At 55.4% G+C, this 17,099-nt stretch carries 20 protein-coding genes; 11 read left to right on the forward strand and 9 right to left on the reverse strand.

The annotated features are described in order from the left end of the window. The first annotated feature begins 1 nt into the window (after nucleotide 1). From ACMTNU_RS11295 to ACMTNU_RS11310, 4 genes are all read left to right on the forward strand, one after another. Nucleotides 2–811, forward strand: a complete 810-nt coding sequence (locus ACMTNU_RS11295) for a hypothetical protein (protein WP_413935356.1) — start codon at nucleotides 2–4, stop codon at nucleotides 809–811. Further along, complete coding sequence (locus ACMTNU_RS11300; protein ID WP_413935357.1) at nucleotides 808–1,995, forward strand: MFS transporter; 1,188 nt, start codon at nucleotides 808–810, stop codon at nucleotides 1,993–1,995. Before ACMTNU_RS11295 ends, ACMTNU_RS11300 begins: the two co-directional genes overlap by 4 nt. A gap of 140 nt (nucleotides 1,996–2,135) precedes the next feature. After that, complete coding sequence (locus ACMTNU_RS11305; protein WP_413935358.1) at nucleotides 2,136–2,789, forward strand: riboflavin synthase; 654 nt, start codon at nucleotides 2,136–2,138, stop codon at nucleotides 2,787–2,789. An 18-nt stretch (nucleotides 2,790–2,807) separates the two neighbouring features. After that, nucleotides 2,808–3,389, forward strand: coding sequence for an NYN domain-containing protein (locus ACMTNU_RS11310; protein ID WP_413935359.1), 582 nt, complete (start codon nucleotides 2,808–2,810; stop codon nucleotides 3,387–3,389). Nucleotides 3,390–3,588: 199 nt separating this feature from the next. Here ACMTNU_RS11310 and ACMTNU_RS11315 read toward each other — a convergent pair whose 3' ends face one another. The 4 genes from ACMTNU_RS11315 to acs all read right to left on the reverse strand — a co-directional run bounded on the left by ACMTNU_RS11315 (nucleotide 3,589) and on the right by acs (nucleotide 6,447). Beyond that, entirely contained in the window at nucleotides 3,589–3,762 is a 174-nt protein-coding gene (locus ACMTNU_RS11315; protein ID WP_413935360.1) for a hypothetical protein, read from the reverse strand. A gap of 301 nt (nucleotides 3,763–4,063) precedes the next feature. Beyond that, nucleotides 4,064–4,303: a hypothetical protein gene (locus ACMTNU_RS11320; protein ID WP_413935361.1), complete on the reverse strand. Its 240-nt coding sequence runs from the start codon at nucleotides 4,301–4,303 to the stop codon at nucleotides 4,064–4,066. Between the two features lie 23 nt (nucleotides 4,304–4,326). After that, on the reverse strand, nucleotides 4,327–4,551 hold the full coding sequence (locus tag ACMTNU_RS11325; RefSeq protein ID WP_413935362.1) for a hypothetical protein: 225 nt from the start codon (nucleotides 4,549–4,551) through the stop codon (nucleotides 4,327–4,329). A gap of 6 nt (nucleotides 4,552–4,557) precedes the next feature. Further along, nucleotides 4,558–6,447, reverse strand: coding sequence for an acetate--CoA ligase (gene acs, locus ACMTNU_RS11330; protein WP_413935363.1), 1,890 nt, complete (start codon nucleotides 6,445–6,447; stop codon nucleotides 4,558–4,560). A 195-nt stretch (nucleotides 6,448–6,642) separates the two neighbouring features. On the opposite strand from acs, the gene ACMTNU_RS11335 reads away from it, so the two are divergent. Next, nucleotides 6,643–7,521 carry a caspase family protein gene (locus ACMTNU_RS11335; RefSeq protein WP_413935364.1) on the forward strand — a complete coding sequence of 293 codons (879 nt, stop codon included), beginning with the start codon at nucleotides 6,643–6,645 and terminating at the stop codon, nucleotides 7,519–7,521. A 220-nt stretch (nucleotides 7,522–7,741) separates the two neighbouring features. Here the strand turns inward: ACMTNU_RS11335 and ACMTNU_RS11340 are convergent, their stop codons facing one another. Next, complete coding sequence (locus ACMTNU_RS11340) at nucleotides 7,742–7,912, reverse strand: hypothetical protein (RefSeq protein ID WP_413935365.1); 171 nt, start codon at nucleotides 7,910–7,912, stop codon at nucleotides 7,742–7,744. A 146-nt stretch (nucleotides 7,913–8,058) separates the two neighbouring features. Between ACMTNU_RS11340 and ACMTNU_RS11345 the strand changes: the two genes are divergently transcribed. The 6 genes from ACMTNU_RS11345 (at nucleotide 8,059) to ACMTNU_RS11370 (ending at nucleotide 12,824) form a co-directional block, all read left to right on the forward strand. Next, the gene (locus ACMTNU_RS11345) at nucleotides 8,059–8,625 is read left to right on the forward strand and encodes a hypothetical protein (protein WP_413935366.1); all 567 of its coding nucleotides are present in this window, start codon (nucleotides 8,059–8,061) and stop codon (nucleotides 8,623–8,625) included. A 45-nt stretch (nucleotides 8,626–8,670) separates the two neighbouring features. Further along, nucleotides 8,671–9,279: a penicillin-binding protein activator LpoB gene (locus ACMTNU_RS11350; RefSeq protein ID WP_413935403.1), complete on the forward strand. Its 609-nt coding sequence runs from the start codon at nucleotides 8,671–8,673 to the stop codon at nucleotides 9,277–9,279. A 170-nt stretch (nucleotides 9,280–9,449) separates the two neighbouring features. Further along, nucleotides 9,450–10,943, forward strand: coding sequence for a COG3014 family protein (locus tag ACMTNU_RS11355; RefSeq protein ID WP_413935367.1), 1,494 nt, complete (start codon nucleotides 9,450–9,452; stop codon nucleotides 10,941–10,943). Between the two features lie 41 nt (nucleotides 10,944–10,984). Continuing rightward, nucleotides 10,985–12,076, forward strand: coding sequence for an LPP20 family lipoprotein (locus tag ACMTNU_RS11360; RefSeq protein ID WP_413935404.1), 1,092 nt, complete (start codon nucleotides 10,985–10,987; stop codon nucleotides 12,074–12,076). A 30-nt stretch (nucleotides 12,077–12,106) separates the two neighbouring features. Beyond that, nucleotides 12,107–12,376, forward strand: coding sequence for a hypothetical protein (locus ACMTNU_RS11365; RefSeq protein WP_413935368.1), 270 nt, complete (start codon nucleotides 12,107–12,109; stop codon nucleotides 12,374–12,376). 4 nt (nucleotides 12,377–12,380) lie between these two features. After that, a complete protein-coding gene (locus ACMTNU_RS11370; protein WP_086426157.1) occupies nucleotides 12,381–12,824 on the forward strand; it encodes a type II toxin-antitoxin system VapC family toxin in 444 nt (147 codons plus the stop codon). Nucleotides 12,825–12,854: 30 nt separating this feature from the next. Here the strand turns inward: ACMTNU_RS11370 and ACMTNU_RS11375 are convergent, their stop codons facing one another. From ACMTNU_RS11375 to ACMTNU_RS11390, 4 genes are read right to left on the reverse strand one after another with little or no spacing between them, the layout of a single operon-like run. Then, on the reverse strand, nucleotides 12,855–13,730 hold the full coding sequence (locus ACMTNU_RS11375; RefSeq protein WP_413935369.1) for an HAD-IIB family hydrolase: 876 nt from the start codon (nucleotides 13,728–13,730) through the stop codon (nucleotides 12,855–12,857). Between the two features lie 5 nt (nucleotides 13,731–13,735). Beyond that, nucleotides 13,736–14,443, reverse strand: a complete 708-nt coding sequence (locus ACMTNU_RS11380) for a mechanosensitive ion channel family protein (RefSeq protein WP_413935370.1) — start codon at nucleotides 14,441–14,443, stop codon at nucleotides 13,736–13,738. Next, nucleotides 14,440–15,768 (reverse strand): glycosyl transferase family 2, encoded by a 1,329-nt coding sequence (locus ACMTNU_RS11385; protein WP_413935371.1) that lies wholly within the window; start codon nucleotides 15,766–15,768, stop codon nucleotides 14,440–14,442. Before ACMTNU_RS11385 ends, ACMTNU_RS11380 begins: the two co-directional genes overlap by 4 nt. Beyond that, nucleotides 15,765–17,009, reverse strand: coding sequence for a glycosyl transferase (locus ACMTNU_RS11390; protein ID WP_413935372.1), 1,245 nt, complete (start codon nucleotides 17,007–17,009; stop codon nucleotides 15,765–15,767). The genes ACMTNU_RS11385 and ACMTNU_RS11390 overlap by 4 nt, the downstream gene beginning before the upstream one ends. Nucleotides 17,010–17,099: the final 90 nt, after the last annotated feature.

The following is a 17,099-nucleotide window of genomic DNA, read 5'->3' on the forward strand; positions in this document are numbered from 1 at the left end:
CGTGGCGAGGGACTTTACCTGGAAACAGGGTGTATGCCGATGGGCTATTCTGCTGGGAGTTTCTCTCGTGTGCTTCACCGGTACGGCACGGGCCGAGAGCTGCAGCCTCTCCCCTGTTCATGGAGACCTGACGTTTCCGGTCGAGCGGATTCCTTCGGAATGGACATGCCCGCTTCACAAGATTATTAAATCGCATACGACTGTCACTCGGGTCGGTCCCATCCGGGTGGCCATGTCAGAGCCACTGTATCGGTACCTGCTCGGTGAGCCACCGTTTACGGCCTCGCTGATTCGTCGCCTGGGCCTCGGTTCGTACCATTCTCAAGCCTGGGGGGAACGACGATTTTGGGGCGATGACGGTGAGGGAACGAAGGGCTTCGTGCAGCTGGTCTATGAGGATGCGGATTCTCGGATTTACTTATTGGACGGCTCTCATGACAGTCGGTTGCTTCCGCATATCACGGGGAAAGCCGTCGTGTTTCTCCGGATGGCGGTGGTACGAGATCAGCAGGGGAACGAAGACATGGACAGTACCATGGTGGTCTACACCAGATTGGACAATCGCGTGCTGTCAGGATTGGTGTCCTTGTTGCATCCGCTGATTCGCGGTATGGTGACGAGCAAACTTCAGAAGGGAGTTGAGACTGTTCATCGGTTAGGCGTAGCCATGCGACAACAGCCTTCCCGTGTGTTGCGTGAGGCGGAACAGCCACCGCCGTTGCCTGAGCCACATCTGGTGTTTTTGAGAACAATGCTCGGCCCTCCACTCGACTCCACCCAGGCGATCTCGCCTGCCCACATCACCCCATGACGACCTCGCGCAGTTTTATACTGATCTGCACGGTCGGCATCTTTTCCTTCATCAGCTACAACATGGTGCGGATGCCGGCACTCTCCTTGTTTGCCGAATCGCTCGGCGCGAGTCCGGAACGGATCGGGCTGATCGTGTCCGTATCCACCCTCACGGGTGTGCTGCTGAAGCTGCCATCCGGCGCCCTGTCTGATATCTATGGGCGGCGTCTGTTGCTGAAGATTGGTGTGGTAGCCTTCGGGTTGCCGCCGTTTCTTTATCCCTTCATTACGGATCTGGATGCATTGACGGCGCTCAGGTTTCTGCACGGCCTCGCGACAGCCATCTTCGCGCCAAGCGCCCTGGCGACAGTGGCAGAGCTCTACCGTGAACGGCGCGGTGCGGCGCTTGGAACTTATACGGCCTGCACACAGTCCGGTTCTCTCTTAGGACCATTTCTTGGGGGCTATCTCATCCATGCGGCTGGGTTTTCGACGGCGTTCATCACGTCCGGCATCTTCGGCTGTATCGGTATGCTGTTGTTCTATAGCCTCCATTTGGACGTGGCAGTTCCGCAGAGGAAAGATCAGGGGATGACGGTCGTACTGTCCGAAATGTGGAAGGGATTTGCCGCCGTCGCCAAAAATCGCAAGGTGTTGATTACCAGTGTGACCGACGCCGCTAAGATGATTGCAAATGGCGCGTTGATGGCCTTTCTCCCTCTGTATGGTGTGTCTGCCGGTTTGAATCCAGGAGAGGTGGGTCTCTTGTTTACCGTGCAGGCAGGGACATCTTTCTTTTCGAAGCCAATTATGGGGCGAGTATCCGACCGGGTCGGCCGTCAGCCGCTGATCATTCTTGGCCTGTGTATTTGCGCGGGCACCTTCGTTTGTATTCCGTTCGTCTCGCTGTTCCCCATTCTCCTCATGCTGTCTGCTGGGTTTGGGTTTGGCGAAGCCGTGGTTTCGTCATCTTCATCAGCCCTGGTTGCAGACAGTTCAGAGTTTAAGCGGCTCGGCGCCGGCATGGGGATGCAGGGGACGATCATGGATATCGGCCATGCCAGCGGCCCATTACTGGCTGGTCTGTTGATTGCGAATCTGAGTTATTCCACAGCCTTCGCCATCATTGCTGGGATACAGCTGCTGGCAGCAGGTGTATTTTGGGTGACGATAAAGAGACTGGAAGCCCTGCCATCTCGATAACGGCTCGGCTATAATGGGGACATTATGAAAGAAATAGCGACTGAGAATCTTGTGATCGGTGGGCTAGCCGTTGTAGGTGTGGTGGTGTTGCTTGTGTTGTTTGCCTATGTGGTGAAGAATATCATCATGAGGAAAGACTGATGTTTACCGGTATTGTCGAGGAAATGGGCGGGATTACGGTCATGAACAAGTCGCTGTCTGGAGCCAAACTGACGATCTTGGCTTCGACGGTGATGAGCGATCTCAAAATCGGTGACAGTGTCAGCGTAAACGGGATCTGTCTGACTGTGGTCTCGCGAAGCGAACGCGACTTTTCCGTGGAAGTTTCGCCCGAAACCCTTTCGGTCACGACGCTCGGCAGTTTTGCCGTAGGCATGCCGGTGAATCTCGAACGAGCGATGAAGCTCAATGAACGCATCGGCGGGCATCTCGTGGCCGGCCATGTGGATGGAGTAGGGGTGATCCGGAGTCGACAGCAAGATGCCAATGCGATCGTCTTCACCATCACCGCACCTCCGGAGATTCTCCGTTATTGTGTCCCCAAGGGTTCCATTACCGTCGACGGTATCAGCCTGACAATCAATGCCGTGAGCGAACAGGGATTCAGCGTCGCCATTATTCCGCACACAGCGAAAGTGACAATCCTGGGTCTCAAGCAGGTGAACGACACCGTGAATCTTGAATCCGATCTCATCGGGAAGTATGTCGAGCGTTTGCTTCAAGAACGTAGCCAGCTTGCGAAACCCACCATCAGCATCGATACAGAGTACCTGCAGAAACGCGGGCTGATCTAATAATTAGTGAGTGAATATATGCCGCAGTTTCTTCCCCCAACAGCACGGTCAGAAACTCGTGTCATGATGTTTGTCGACGGGGAGAGTCTTTCTAAGCGGTATGGAGCAAGTCTTGGTGGACACGAGCCGATGTCACACGTTAGCTACGAACGAGATGTGTATGTTTGGTCGCCTTATGCTTCTCGATCTAACGGCCCACAAGATGTAATCCGTCGTTATTACTACACATCTCCACCAGGCGATCAGCTCAGTCGTGCGGCGGTCGAGGAAAAGTTGAAGCAAGTGGGGATAGAGGCTCCCAGAGTGTTTCATCGACCTAGATCAGGGCGGTCAAAGCGTGTTGATATTACGCTGGCGACAGATATGCTCACTCACGCCCACCGACACAATTATGACATTGCCATTTTAGTTGCAGGGGATGAAGACTACGTGCCTCTTGTTGAGGCAGTAAAGGCGGAGGGGCGACGTGTTGCAGTGTGGTTTGTTGATGATGGATTAAGCCCTGCGTTAAAGGCAGATTCTGATCATTACGGGGACATTGGTAAATGTCTATTTAGTGGACCGGAGAATGAACCTGCCTTCACCGCAATCTATGGTTGATGAGGTATCAAGATGCGGGGTTCAAGTCAAGCACTGACCCCACTATTATCTCAAATCGATGGTTGTTGATTTAATATTTAGGGGTCGGGAGTCTTTAAAACAACTTTTAGGAGTGGATGATCTCAATTGGTAGCAGACTCCCGACCTTGGTCATATCTTCTCGAACAGGATTCCAAGCCCCACGACGGTCTCTCTCTCCTTAGCCTGCAGCAACGGTCTGGGCCTCTCGCGCCGCCAAACTCTTTCGGCGATTACTGGCAATGGTACGGTCGATCATGGCCCCGCAATTGATGCATTTCCAGGCGTAGAACACGATAAAGAAATCCGAGAATCGCTCCAACGTCATCAGCCCCTGACACTTCGGACATTCCATCGATTCCTCCTTGGGTGGTTAGGTTCGTAACTGCTGATATATGTAAGCAAGAGCCGCGCCATATTGAGGTGAGCGCGTTTACAATGGATTAATAAATACGTAGTAATAAATACGTTTTATCGTTACAAAACTTTGACGTTTGGCAAGAGCTATCGCGTCAATGTTTTGTCCAAAGACGATCGTGAGGACGTTATGTTGAGAGCGTATTACGAATTGTGCTTGGGCAGTATTAAGGGTCGAGCAGTCTGTAGCAGTCGGATACCTCAATAGAACGTCTTGGAGACGCGGAGAAATAGTTCTTCTAAGGATGTCGAGGTTGGAATCGCGTTAGGGCATCTTGCTTCTTCAGCAACGCCTCCAGGGGAACAGTGGTCTTCTGTTTCTTGCGTCCTCGCCGTGTCACCAGCCGATGGATCTCCATGTGCTCTAGGAGGTCGAGTGCCTTGGCCATCTTTTCATCATGATCCACCGGCACGATCACAATCTCCATTTGATTATTGTTGGGGACGAGGATCCAATGCCGGAGGTGCAGATCAGTCACCAGAAAAGAATCATCCTGTCTATCTACGGCTGATTCTGAGCTGAGGATCGGTAGGTGTAGTAAAGGATAAGGCCGGCCAGGATGGATACGAGAATCCCGAATCCCATTTGTGCGTCGAAACTCACGGGGCCAACATAGATCTTATACAGCTGTAACAGGACAATCGGCAGACCCACGGCCAGGGCGAGCGCGATCATGTGTCGCCGCTGGTAGATCGGTTCCCCTGGTTTGCGTCCACCTCGTCCCACCGCCTGTTACTCCTCAATCGTGGAGATGTCGCCGGGGTCTTGCCCTAGTTCCTTCGCTTTGAGCACGCGACGCATGATTTTCCCGGACCGCGTTTTGGGGAGCGATGCGACAATGTCAATTTCAGACGGCACACCGATCTTGCCTAATTCCTTCAAGACTTGATCCTTGATCGACTTGATCAGCGCCGGACTGTCCTGTTCTCCCTGCTTCAAGATAATGAAGGCCTTGATGGATTCGCCGACCGTCTTGTGCGGCTTGCCGATGACGGCGGCTTCCGCGACGGCGGGATGACTGACCAAGGCGCTTTCCACTTCGGCCGTACCGAGCCGATTGCCCGCGACCTTGATCACGTCATCTGCGCGACCCATGAACCACATATAGCCGTCGGCATCTTTATGACAGACATCACCGGCGGTGTAGCAATTGGGGATCGTATTCCAGTAGGTCTTATACCGCTCCGGATCCTTGTAGATCGTCCGCATCATGGAAGGCCAAGGCTTCTTGATGACGGCAAACCCCCCGGCGTTAGCTGGGAGACTGTTGCCCTCGCGATCGACGACATCGGCTTCGATCCCCAGGAATGGGCGTGTGGCTGAGCCTGGTTTGAGTGGGACGGTGGGAAGCGGGGTAATCAGAATCGCCCCCGTTTCTGTCTGCCACCAGGTATCCATGATGGGTTTGTCCCCGCCGGTCACACGGTGATACCACTCCCACGCTTCCGGATTGATGGGCTCGCCGACGCTGCCAAGGATCCTGAGTGTTGAAAGGTCAGATTTCTTTGGCCACTCTTCCCCATAGCGCATGAGCAGTCGGATGGCGGTCGGGGTTGTGTAAAAAATTGAGACGCCGTACCGTTCAATGAGGTCCCACCAGCGGCCGGGGTTCGGATAGTCAGGCTTTCCCTCCGCAGTCAGAATCGTGGCCCCATTCAGAAGAGGCCCATACACGATGTAGCTGTGGCCCGTGACCCACCCTGGATCCGCCACGCAGAAGTACACGTCATCCTCTTTCAAATCGAATACATATTTCGTCGTCAGGTAGGTGCCGACCATGTAGCCGCCATGGACATGGACGACGCCCTTGGGTTTGCCGGTTGTTCCGGAGGTGTAGAGTATGTAGAGGGGAGTTTCTGCATCGAGTTGTTCCGCATCACAGACTGCGCGTTCCTGCTTGACCCATTCGTTCCAATCGATTTCCTTTGGAGCGGAAAGCGCTGGTCCCGGCACTTGACGCCGGACGACAACCACATGGCCAACGGTCGGGCAGTGCTTGAGCGCTTCATCCACCACGGGTTTTAGGTTGATGACTTTGCCACGATCAAAGCCGACATCGGCGGTGATAACGACTTTTGCCTCAGCATCGTTCACGCGACTCGCGAGGGCCGGCGCGCTGAATCCTGAGTAGACCACACTGTGAATCACCCCGATTCTGGCACAAGCCAGCATGGCAATGACTTGTTCCGGGATTTTGGGGAGATAAATGGTGACGCGGTCACCTTTCTGGAGGCCGAGCTTCTTGAGGGCGTTTGCGCAGCGATTGACCTGTCGGTAGAGTTCGCCGTACGTAAAGATGCGTTCCTGGTCGTTTTCGCCCACCCAAATCAGTGCAACCTTATTCTTCCGCCACGTTTTAACGTGACGATCCAGACAGTTGTAGGCGATGTTGCATCGTGCATCGACGAACCATTTCGCCCAGGGATACTCCCACTCCAGGACCTTGTTCCAAGGCGCAAACCACTCTAGTTCTTTGGCGGCATTGCTCCAGAACGTCTCCGGATCCGCGATGGATTTCTTGTATTCGGTTTCGTACTCTTTGATATAGGCTGCAGCGATCGTCTTGGCTGTCGGTTGATAGGTCCGACTTTCTTTCAGCAGAGTTTCGATCTGTTCACTCATGGCAGGCATGTCTCCTTCATTAACGTAGTCCAGGCGGAGAGGGCATTATGGAGAAAGTCATGGATACCTGCAACCGTGCATCGACTGCGAACCAATCTCACCGCACCAGGGTGAGTGCTTCGATTCAGTTTCTTGACACCGGCCATGGCCGGCGATAGGCTCATGACCCCAACGATGAACGCTCCACAGAGGTTGATGATGATATCTGCTCGGATGGTCCTGGTGAAACCAGTCGTGCTGGCTGCCTACATGGTTGCCCTGCTGTCGCTGCATTTTCTGCCGGTTGCGGAGGCGCAATTGGGAAGGCCCGAGGGCCTCTATTACAAGTCTTGGGCGATCGTGATTGGGATCGAACAGTACGTCCTGGCGCCGTCGATTCCGGGAGCCATCAACGACGCGAAAAAGGTGGCGGAAGCCTTTCGGCAAATGGGATTTGACGAAGTGGTCGAACTCTACGACAAGGATGCCAGTTCCAGGCGCCTGCAGCAGCTGCTGAACGACATGCTGCCACGAAAAGTTGGGCGGATGGACCGTCTTGTGCTTGTGTACGTGGGGCACGCCGGCGTGATGCAAGATTCCGACGGGCAGGATCGCGGGTACCTCGTTCCGTTTGATGCACCGGTCTCTAGCACCGCGAAATCCATCACGGTCGAACAATTGAAAGAATTTGCGCGGCGATCGGCGTCGAAACATACACTCCTCATTCTGGATGCGCCGGTGGTTGGATGGGAGACGACCGAACCTCCTGGGCTTTCATGGGAAGGACGGATGGCGCCAGAGTCGGCTACAGATCGGCGGGCCGTGCAAGTCGTGACTGCCGCCGGCAGGGGAGAGGCCGTCGGTCGTTCAGACCAGGGCAGTCGTTTGGTCGAAGCCTTGCTCGGAGGACTGTCCGGTGCAGCGGATCTGGACGGAAACGGCTGGCTGATGGCTTCCGAACTGGGGAGCTATCTCGTACGCCAGGTCGAGATAGTATCGGGTGGGGTACAGCATCCATCAAGTCTTCGCATCGATGGTGATGGAGACATGGTGTTAGTCGAAGGCAAGGTTCCCTGGGAGCCGGCTGTGAAATGACCCCCTCCGGTCAGATGATCTTCTGTAAACAACTCCGCAAAAGGCCGCCCTCCCGTATTCCGTTGTTCGTATCCTGTCTCTCGCACATGAATGACGTTTCATCGTTCGACCGTTCGACAGGCTCACGGCCCTGAGGAACATCGATCGGCAAGCTCTCGACCCTGAGTCCTGTGGAAGGGCGAGATGCTTTTCATGCGCGGAGGTCTTTTCTTGAATTCTGCTACGCCTGTTCCCCGCCTTTGAGGTATCCCAGGCCGATTTTGATCGCTCGGCGGGTGATTTCCGGCCAACGAGCCTGAGGGTAGGCTGAGAGCACAGCAGCCGCTTTGGGGTCCTGGATCTCAAGCGTGAGAATTCTGATGATGCCATCGTCAATCTGGATGTCTGCCACAGCGCCTCCTTGGTATCGTTGAGGAATCTGAATGAAGTGTGCCTTGCATTGACTGATAAAAAAACGCATGTTAGCATGAATCCAACATTTTTTCGCGAGATGTTCTACGTACGGCGTATCTACCTATTTTCATTAAGGAGGGTTGTATGATCAGGTCACAAGCGACATACTCAAGACTGGCCGGCCTCGGTCTTGCTGTCCTTTTTGTCATGGGACTTGCCGCTTGTGGAGGACCGCCCAAATGGGTCCAGAAGGGGTCGGGCGCCTTCAATGAGAAAGACAGCAAAGCTTTTTATGGGGTGGGCGCGGTCTCCGGCGTACGGAATGCTCCGCTCGCCTGGGAAACGGCAGAGAATCGTGGACGGGCCGAGATCGCCAAGACGTTTGAAACCTATACGGGCTATCTGATGCGGGATTATGCCGCATCAACCACGGCGGGAGATTTTACACGGAATACGGAAGAGCAGAATGTCGAACGAGCTCAAAAAACGATCACCACGGCGACGCTCAGCGGTGTTCGGAAGATTGATCAGTACATGGATCCCAAGACCAACACGTATTATGTCTTGACCAAGTTGAGTTTAGAAGATATGAAGAACAACCTGGAGCAGGCCAAAGAACTCAATGCTCAGGTCCGGGACTTTGTGCGGAAGAACGCCGATAAAATGTTCGAGCGTTTGGAGAAGGAAGAGGAAAAGCGAGGAGTTCAGTAGTTCCCACGTCATGACACGTCTACTTCTTCTCGGAGGTTCATCGTGATGCAGAGGGTTCGTTCTTCTCTTATTGGCACGCTGGGTATTGCACTCGCGCTTTCAGGATGCGGTCATGAGACGAAGGTCACGCGTGTTGATGCCGGGGTGGTCACTGATCTGAGCGGGAGATGGAACGATACGGACTCTCGGATGGTGGCCGAGGCGATGGTGAAGGATGCGCTCCAGTATCCCTGGCTTGGGAATTTTGAAAAGAGCAATCAGCGCCAGCCCGTCGTCGTGGTAGGGACCGTCTTGAACAGCAGCCATGAACATATCAGTGTTCAGACCTTCATCACGGATTTGGAGCGAGAACTCACCAATTCTCAAAAGGTCACCTTTGTCGCCGGAAAAAACGAGCGCGATGAGGTGCGGACTGAACGGAAAGAGCAGGCGATCTATGCGCGCGAAGAGACGCAGAAGGCCCCTGGAAAAGAAACCGGCGCCGATTTCATGATGAAGGGGACGATTGCCACCATTCTTGATGAAGCGGACGGAGCGAAAGCCGTGTTCTACCAGGTGGATCTTCAGATGATCGACCTGGAAAGCAATGCGAAGGTGTGGTACGGACAAAAGAAGATCAAGAAGGTGGTTGAAAAGAAACGGACCGTCTTCTAGCAGAATGCGCAAGAAGGCTGTCCAGCAAGGCCGCAGCGAGCGAAACCGAACAGATTAAGGGTGAGGTTCAGGACCAAGCGGGCCACGTGATTCGCTAAACCTGATCCTCAATCTTGATCTCCCTGGCGTGAGCGGCCTTTTTCGGCGTCCTGTTAGCCTCGCGGAATTCGTTGAAACCATTCCTCTCACGCTTTGCCCACGGGGGATCTGTGCGGTGGGGCGGTATCTTTCCTATCTCAGTGGTCCTGGCCGGTTGCCTGGCCTTCCTCTCGTCCGGATGCGGGCCTTCCGTCAATCGTTACCTCTTGATCGAACAGAGCCTGCTCGCCGGTAATCCACAACAAGCTGCGGCGATCGTGGAGCAGACGAAGGACGAGTATGGGGCAAAAGGGCAATTGCTCTATGGGATGGACCGTGGGATGGTCTTGCAGGTAGCAGGACAGTATGAGCAGAGCAGTGCTGCGTTGGAGCAAGCCGAAGAGGATGTCGAGCGACTCTATACGAGAAGTATCCGCACCGAGACCGCTGCCTTTCTGACCAACGACAATATGTTGCCCTACGAAGGGGATGCCTATGAGCACGTGATGATCAACGTGGTCAAGGCGTTGAACTATGCGGCTCAAGGCCTAATCCAGGAGGCTCTGGTCGAGGTTCGGCGGATCGATCATCGACTGAATGTGTTGGGCGACAGAATCAAGGACCTGGATAAATACAGAAATGACGGGTTTGCGCGGTATCTGAGCGGCATCTTGTACGAAGCTGCAGGAGACCTGAATAACGCGTTTATCGCCTATCGAAACGCGTACGAAGCGTATGAGGCCATGAAGGGATGGGTGAGAATGTCGTCTCCTCCCTCCTTACAGGCCGATCTTCTACGAACTGCCGAAGCGCTTGGCTTGAAAACTGAGTTTGAGCGCTATCGGCAAGCCTTTCCGGATGTGAGGTGGTTACCCAGCTTATCCTCCTCGGGGGAAGTACTCGCCCACGTGGTCATGATCAGCTATAATGGCCGCGCTCCACGAAAGGAAGACATGTTTTTAGACCTGCCGATCAGTCTTGATGCCGCACAGTTAGTTTTGCTAAATAGAGGAGTTTTTCGGGGGCCGTATCAGAGGGATCGGGTGGCGGACAGTCTGTTGTACGGGCTGAATGGTCGGGTCGTGCGTGTGGCGCTTCCGCGGTTGGTGCCGCAAAAGACACGTGTCCCGTTCGAAGATCTGACGTTGACTGATTCGCAGGGCGGTTCATTCTCGGCTCGATCAGAACGGGCACAGAACGTGACGGCGCTTGCGGAGAAAGGGCTTTCGGAACGGATGCCGGCGATGGCCACGAAAGCTGTTGCGCGAGCCGCGACCAAATTTGCGATGGCTGAGGGCGTGAGTTTCGGAGCACGGAGAGCAGTGGGCAAGGACGCCGAGCCGTGGGTCGGTTTACTGGTGGAGTTATTTGCCAAAGGCCTCGCGGTGGCCTCCGAAGAAGCCGACAAGCGAAGTTGGCAGACCTTGCCGGACGAGATCCACGTCGCGCGGGCTTGGGTGCCGGCAGGTCAGTACCAGGTCTCTGTTCGGCCGTCAGGGCAAGGGATATCGATGACGAAGGACGGGCAATCTGTTTCACTGGTTGCTGGTCAGACGCTCTTCATTCTCCAGCGGGTGATGCAGTGAGGTGCCGTCGAGGATCAGTGTGTGGGAACTGTGCGGTGGTGATGCTGTGTTTCTTCTACGGGGTCGGAGCGAGCGGGTGTGCGTGGTTGGGCGGAAAGGACAAGCCCGAGTGGGTCGATGGCCGAGCATCAAGCTATCCCCCGTCCCAGTATTTGACCGGAGTCGGCCAAGGTGACAACCGAAGTACGGCCGAGAATCAAGCCTATGCCGCTGTGGCGCGCATCTTCAAGGCGGAAGTCGCGGCTCAGGCTAAGGACTGGGAGGCCTACCTCGTCACTGAACATGACGAAGTCGCGACGGCTGAGCGGCGGTTGACCATTGATCATGTGACAAAGGTCTCGACTGACAAAGTGCTCGAAAATGTGAGTATTGGGGATGCGTGGTACGACGCTGGGAAGAGCGTGCATTATGCGTTGGCTGTCGTGAACCGCTCCCAGGCCGAGGCATCGCTGACGGACAGGGTCGTGAGCTTGGATCGGGAGATCGACGCGGATGTGGTGGAGGCTCGGCAGACGACCGGCAACCTCGCGAAGGTGCGTGCGCTCAGGCGGGCCGGTCGGAATCTAGTTTTACGGGAGGTCTACAATACTGATCTGCGGGTGATTCGTTTCAGCGGACAGGGGGTTCCCTCCGCGTATCGAGTCGGAGAGCTATCCGGTGAGTTAGCACAGGTCCTCTCGTTGCATTTTGGCCTGACCTTGCAGATTTCCGGAGACCATGCCGAGCCGATTCAACGGGCCCTTGCCCAAGGCCTGGTTCGTGAAGGGTTTCATGTCACGGCTGATTCAGGGGAGGGCGATGCGGAGTCCTCGGAGTTACTGGTTCGAGGTATGACTCGTCTGATTCCGATCGAGGTGCAGGATCCGAACTTCAAGTATGTGCGATGGTGCAGCGATTTGGAGATCGTGGAGCGTGCCACGCAGCGGGTTCTCGGGGCCATCGCACGTGGAGGCAAAGAAGGTCATCTGACCGAGCGTGAGGCGACGGCGAAGGTCCTTCGAGTAATTCAACAGGAATTTTCATCGGATGTGGCACGGGCAATCGCAGCACATATTTTCGCTGAGGTCACATTGCCGGCCACCGCGGCGATGCCTGCCGGTTGTCCACGGGAAGCGTCTGCAGGGAAGCGGTAAACCAACACTCATGATGAGGAGGCGTGAATCGTGAAGAAAACAGACGAACTATCCGTCAGTCGGGCTCCGCGTAGCAGAGGGCGGGGGTTGACCAAGGCCGGGCAAAAGGTTTCAAGCCGTCTGGCCAAACGGCGATTGAACGAGCGGCTCAAGGCGGACACGGCGTCCTTTAACAAGGGGAATCTTGCCGATACCTTGCGAAAAGAAGGCTATGAGGAAGCTCCACTCGACGAACTCCAGGACCGACTGTCCAAGCTTCAAGGGCCGCTTGCCGACATCATTCTGAAAGGGAGGGTGTGACCGAATGCCATACTACTACTACGACTCAACCGCGCTGGTGAAACGCTACAGCATGGAGCGGGGGACCCGCATCGTCAATAAGTTGATGGTGAAGCGTGGCAGGGTCGCCATCGTTCCGACATGGACCGTGACGGACTTCTATTCCATTCTCTGTGCCCGTGCTCACGAAGGGCAGATCACACGGGATGATTGTTACTCGGTGCTGTACAAGTTTGAAATTGAATCCAAACAAGGGCTGTATCAGTTCATTGCTCCTCAGATGGAGACCTACTTGACCACGAAGGAGTTGGTCTTGGAGTATCCCTTTCTTCGCTCGACTCAGGTGATGCATTTGGCTTTGGCGTTGGAGCTGAAGCCGTTACGATTGACGGTCGTCAGCACGGATACGCAACTCTTGGCGGCATCGAAGTCCGCCGGGCTGCATATTATTAACCCGGCTGAAGATTAACGGGGTAGGAACGTGGTCGTCCCGTGAACGTTAGGTGACTCTGATATTGACAGCCCGTTCACGGGATGCTTCGTGGGTGGCCTGACGAAGGAGTTCGAGGACGACTTGGTTCCAGCCGGCAGGACCGATACCAGGGGCTCGGATGAGGTTCGGCAGATTGATGTCCGGATCATACGAGCCATCAGGCCGTTTCACCAACACCGGATGATCGACCGTCAGGAGGAGCGGAAGATCGTTCAAACTATCGCCAATGCCGATCGTCTCGATCTCTTCAGGGAGATGTTGTCCATGCTCCTGTCGTCTATAGCAGCGGAGCAGGAGTTCTGCGGCTCGGCCTTTGTCGTTATTCCCGGTTAAATGGAAGAATCGCCCCCCTCTCGTCCAGTTCAGGCCTCGTGTGACGATCTGCCGACAAATCTCCTCAATCAACTTTGGCGGACCATTCACAAGGAACGGTTCATCAAACTCTCGCAGTTTGGCCCGCAGCGCATCCTCTCGCATCAGTCCTGTCGTCGCCATAATCTCGTCGACCGAGAGGTCACCGAATCCTTGTAGTGGGGTCCCTACGGCTTCCTCAATTTGTCGGAGGACATCGCGAAGCAGCGCATAGGGGGTGCCGAGCTCAATGACATGATAGGAGGCTCGGCGGCGTGACCGCTCAGGCTGGAAGCCAAAGGTGTCAAGCGGGACATAGACCGCCGCACCGTTCTCGACGATGAACGGATGCTGATGGTCAAGGCGTTCCCGTAGTGGCTCGATTTCCGCGCGAGTCTTTCCGGAGACGAGGATGATGGGGATCTGCTCGGCACGAAGGGCGTTCAACGCCGGTCGCGCTTCGTCGAAGGAATACGTCTCGCTGTCCAACAGACAGCCGTCCAAGTCCGTGAGTAGAAGGTAGCGTGGCATAGCGGTTATAGGTGTCGTAAGTCCTCGTTGACCTGTGAACGGGAGTGTCCGATGAGACGTCGCTCCAAGAAATCTTTGGCGAGATCCTTTCCTCCCAACCCCAAGGCAAGCGCTGCGGCCAGGACCAAGCCACCCCAGGTAATCCCAAATCCAACCACCACGATATGCTGGGCGATGCCGAGTTGCTCAAGCGCCATGGCAACCGTCAGAAGCTGAATGCCCCAGCGTGTACCGGCGGCAATCCAGCGAGCCGGCGGCAATCCCGCATTGACGGCAGCGATCAGGACGGCCTGGGACACGAAATTTGAGACGAGATAGCCGATGATGCCGATGACGGCGGCTGTGACCAGGTGCGGAATATAGGATAACAGGGAATGGGCGGCTTCGTTGATCGGGGCCACATTCAGCGCGCCCAGCGAAGCAGTGGTAGAAAAAATGACGATGAGCCAATAGGTGACTCTGCCGATGATGTAGGAAGGATCACTCTTGATGCCTCCCCTGAGAAGGGCTGCGGCGATTCCGATCCGATCACAGAGTCGATCCAGGCCGATCATCCGAAGCAGACGCTCCATAAAATGGCCTGCTCCCCACGCCACGGCCAGACCGACCAACAGGAGGATCATCATGGCCAGGACCTTGGGAAGGATGGCGAGTACATGCTCGCCGAGCGCCGTAACGGGTCCGAGTAACGTCTGTTCCCAGGTTGACGTCATGGCTGGCTCCTTTCAGGTCTCGAAGGGGCGGTACTGACGACATCCCTCGCATCATGGGACTGAGGCCAACGAGTCACGAGATACTCTTTCTCTTTTTCAAATGTTCGGCAGAGTGTTTCGATCAGGTGTTCGGCTTCCGCTGTCGTCAGTCCCTGACTATCCAGCACGAACGAAGCGGTCTTCCCTAAATAGAGCGGAGTCAAGGCCTTAAGGAGATGCTCTTGTGGCAGCACATTGCGATGATGTGCCAGTGCGGCGTCGTAAATGATGTGCGCCCACAAGGAATCGGGGATACGGAAATCCCGTGCAGGAACCTCCCGAAGTCGAGACAGCTGTTCGAGTACCTCTTCGGAGAGTATGCGTACCCAAATGTCGTGTAAATCAGTCAGGCCGAGATGAAATAAATCGATCATCCGTTCGACGTTCACATTCACGGGCTCGACGCCCACCTCATATTGGAAGCCGAAGAGCGGCACCTTCCGCGATTCAGTCACAGAGAGCCAGGCTGGGGCATGCGCTTCCATCAGGGCGAACAAGGCTCCTACGACCTGTCGCAACATGGAGGAAAGATCTGCGGCCGGGTCTTTCGGGTCATGAATCTTGGCACCGAGAAAACTCTGGCAGACCTTGGCGCCGTTCGTGATGGCTTCAGTCGTCATCCAAATGTCGATGCCAAACCGCGCGACATCGGATTCCCACACGTGCTTTTCAAGATAGTGCTGGGCGAGTTCTCCGGTGAATCCGAAATCTCCTCCGATCGGCTGACGAACTTCTTGACCGTAGAGGGCGCGAGTCAAGGGATAGGCGATGCTGTTCGTGATGGTGCCGTCGTACTTGTGGCGTCGATAATAGGGCGCCACGTAATCATATCCTTCCTTGATGATGGGGCGAAGGAGCAGCTCCATCCACTCAGGCGTGATGCTCCGCACATCCGAATCAACCACGGCACAGGCTTTCACTTTCAGCCGTCGGGCGATCTCAAAAATGGTGCGGAATGCGCTCCCCTTGCCGGGGATTCCATGATACGGGGTCACAATCCGGTGCAGCGTGCTTTGCCGATCGCTGATAAAGAGCGGTTCGAGATCAACCATGGTATGGGCGACCATGGCCGGCGTTTCATCGGTGGAGCCTCCGTCTGAGTTCACCAGGACGGCGCGATACCCATGGAAATATTTGGCCAGACCTGCGCCGACCGCACGAACGACATGGCCGATCGTTTTCGCATTGTTGAAGCTGGGAATGCCGACCAGAATGTCGGCATGGTGGACCGCATCCAGCAGATCTTCCGTTTCAGCAGTGAGTGGAATCAAGCCGTTGTTGATCATGAGACAGGCTGTCGTGTTTCCGCTGCAGGGTCCCAGGCATGGTCTTGCTCGACCGCATCCATGAGCCGATGGAAAATATCGGGGACGGCGTGGGTCACGCGGCTCCAGTTCGAAATCATGGGGACACCGAGGGGGTCTTCAAGAAAGCTATCAGTGGCGAGCGTCATCCCGCGGAGAAACACCTCAACCGCCCGTCGTTCTTCATGGCGATCGAACCGCAGGCTGTTGATCGCCGCATCATTTTCGTATCGACTGATGGCTTCCTGCGCGGCCTGCAGGTACGTTGCGCGCAAGGTTTTGAGCGTACTTTCAGAGAGAACCAACCCTTCGCTTGCCAGATTGCGGAACAGCGATTTTGTGATGTCTACGCACATTTTCAACAAACCGGCGTCCGGATTGTGAGTGGAGAGGGTTTGATGCTTATGCTCATAGGCATCGGCGATATCGGCTTGGCAGATCCGCCGCAGCGCGCAATTCCGGTAGACCTCGGCCAACATCCCGACTTCGAGCCCCCAATCACCAGGAATACGATTGATCCAGGCCAGATCTCGCACCATTGCAAACTCACCGGCCAGCGGGTACCGAAAACTGTCGAGAAACGAGAGGAGAGAGTGCGGCCCGACCAGCATTTGCAGACTGCGGATCAGCGGCGTGATGAAGAGACGTGTCACACGCCCATGCATCCGGTCCGTCACACGGCTGTAGTAGCCTTTACAAAATTCGTAGGCAAGGTTCGGATTGGCGATGGGATAGCAGAGGCGAGCCAGATATTGGCGATCGTAACTCACAATGTCGCAGTCATGGAGCGCAATGACCTGGCTTTGGCCCCGAGCCAGGACATAGCCGTAGGCCGTCCAACACCCGCGCCCCTTGCCCTGATGTCCGATATCGATCTCATGCGAGACCAGCACATTCAGGATCGCTTGGATGCGAGCGCCGTCGTTCCAGATGACGCGGACTCGTTGAGGGAGTTGGGAAAAGAATTGCTTGGCCAGCCTGAATTCCAAGGCGGAGGCGTGATCCAACGAGATGACAATTTCATTGATGTAGCGCACCTCGCTCAAGATGTCGACGATACGTTTGAGGGCCGGTCGTTCAAGCTCTGCATAGAGCGACGGGAGGACCAGCGCAATCGGAGTCGTTTTTGCATACCGCTCCAGTTCCTGCTCAAGCTGTTCGGTATTGGGTTGGCCGAGCCGGTGCAGGACGGTGACGACGCCATTTTGATAAAAATCCGACAAGATATCCTCTTGGCCGGTCTTCGATTATTGCTGAACGCAGATCCGGCGTAAAGACGGTGAGGCAAGAGTCTCTATTCTGCCTAGACGTCT

Source organism: Nitrospira sp. BLG_1 (assembly GCF_047338595.1).
Classification (GTDB): Bacteria; Nitrospirota; Nitrospiria; order Nitrospirales; family Nitrospiraceae; genus Nitrospira_D.

Coding starts and splice junctions, on each gene's coding strand:
- ACMTNU_RS11305 (WP_413935358.1), top strand. CDS start 2,136: ATGTTTACCGGTATTGTCGAGGAAATGGGCGGGATTACGGTCATGAAC.
- ACMTNU_RS11360 (WP_413935404.1), top strand. CDS start 10,985: ATGCTGTGTTTCTTCTACGGGGTCGGAGCGAGCGGGTGTGCGTGGTTG.
- ACMTNU_RS11380 (WP_413935370.1), bottom strand. CDS start 14,443: ATGACGTCAACCTGGGAACAGACGTTACTCGGACCCGTTACGGCGCTC.
- ACMTNU_RS11300 (WP_413935357.1), top strand. CDS start 808: ATGACGACCTCGCGCAGTTTTATACTGATCTGCACGGTCGGCATCTTT.
- ACMTNU_RS11310 (WP_413935359.1), top strand. CDS start 2,808: ATGCCGCAGTTTCTTCCCCCAACAGCACGGTCAGAAACTCGTGTCATG.
- ACMTNU_RS11350 (WP_413935403.1), top strand. CDS start 8,671: ATGCAGAGGGTTCGTTCTTCTCTTATTGGCACGCTGGGTATTGCACTC.
- ACMTNU_RS11370 (WP_086426157.1), top strand. CDS start 12,381: ATGCCATACTACTACTACGACTCAACCGCGCTGGTGAAACGCTACAGC.
- acs (WP_413935363.1), bottom strand. CDS start 6,447: ATGAGTGAACAGATCGAAACTCTGCTGAAAGAAAGTCGGACCTATCAA.
- ACMTNU_RS11315 (WP_413935360.1), bottom strand. CDS start 3,762: ATGGAATGTCCGAAGTGTCAGGGGCTGATGACGTTGGAGCGATTCTCG.
- ACMTNU_RS11385 (WP_413935371.1), bottom strand. CDS start 15,768: ATGATCAACAACGGCTTGATTCCACTCACTGCTGAAACGGAAGATCTG.
- ACMTNU_RS11345 (WP_413935366.1), top strand. CDS start 8,059: ATGATCAGGTCACAAGCGACATACTCAAGACTGGCCGGCCTCGGTCTT.
- ACMTNU_RS11375 (WP_413935369.1), bottom strand. CDS start 13,730: ATGCCACGCTACCTTCTACTCACGGACTTGGACGGCTGTCTGTTGGAC.
- ACMTNU_RS11335 (WP_413935364.1), top strand. CDS start 6,643: ATGATGATATCTGCTCGGATGGTCCTGGTGAAACCAGTCGTGCTGGCT.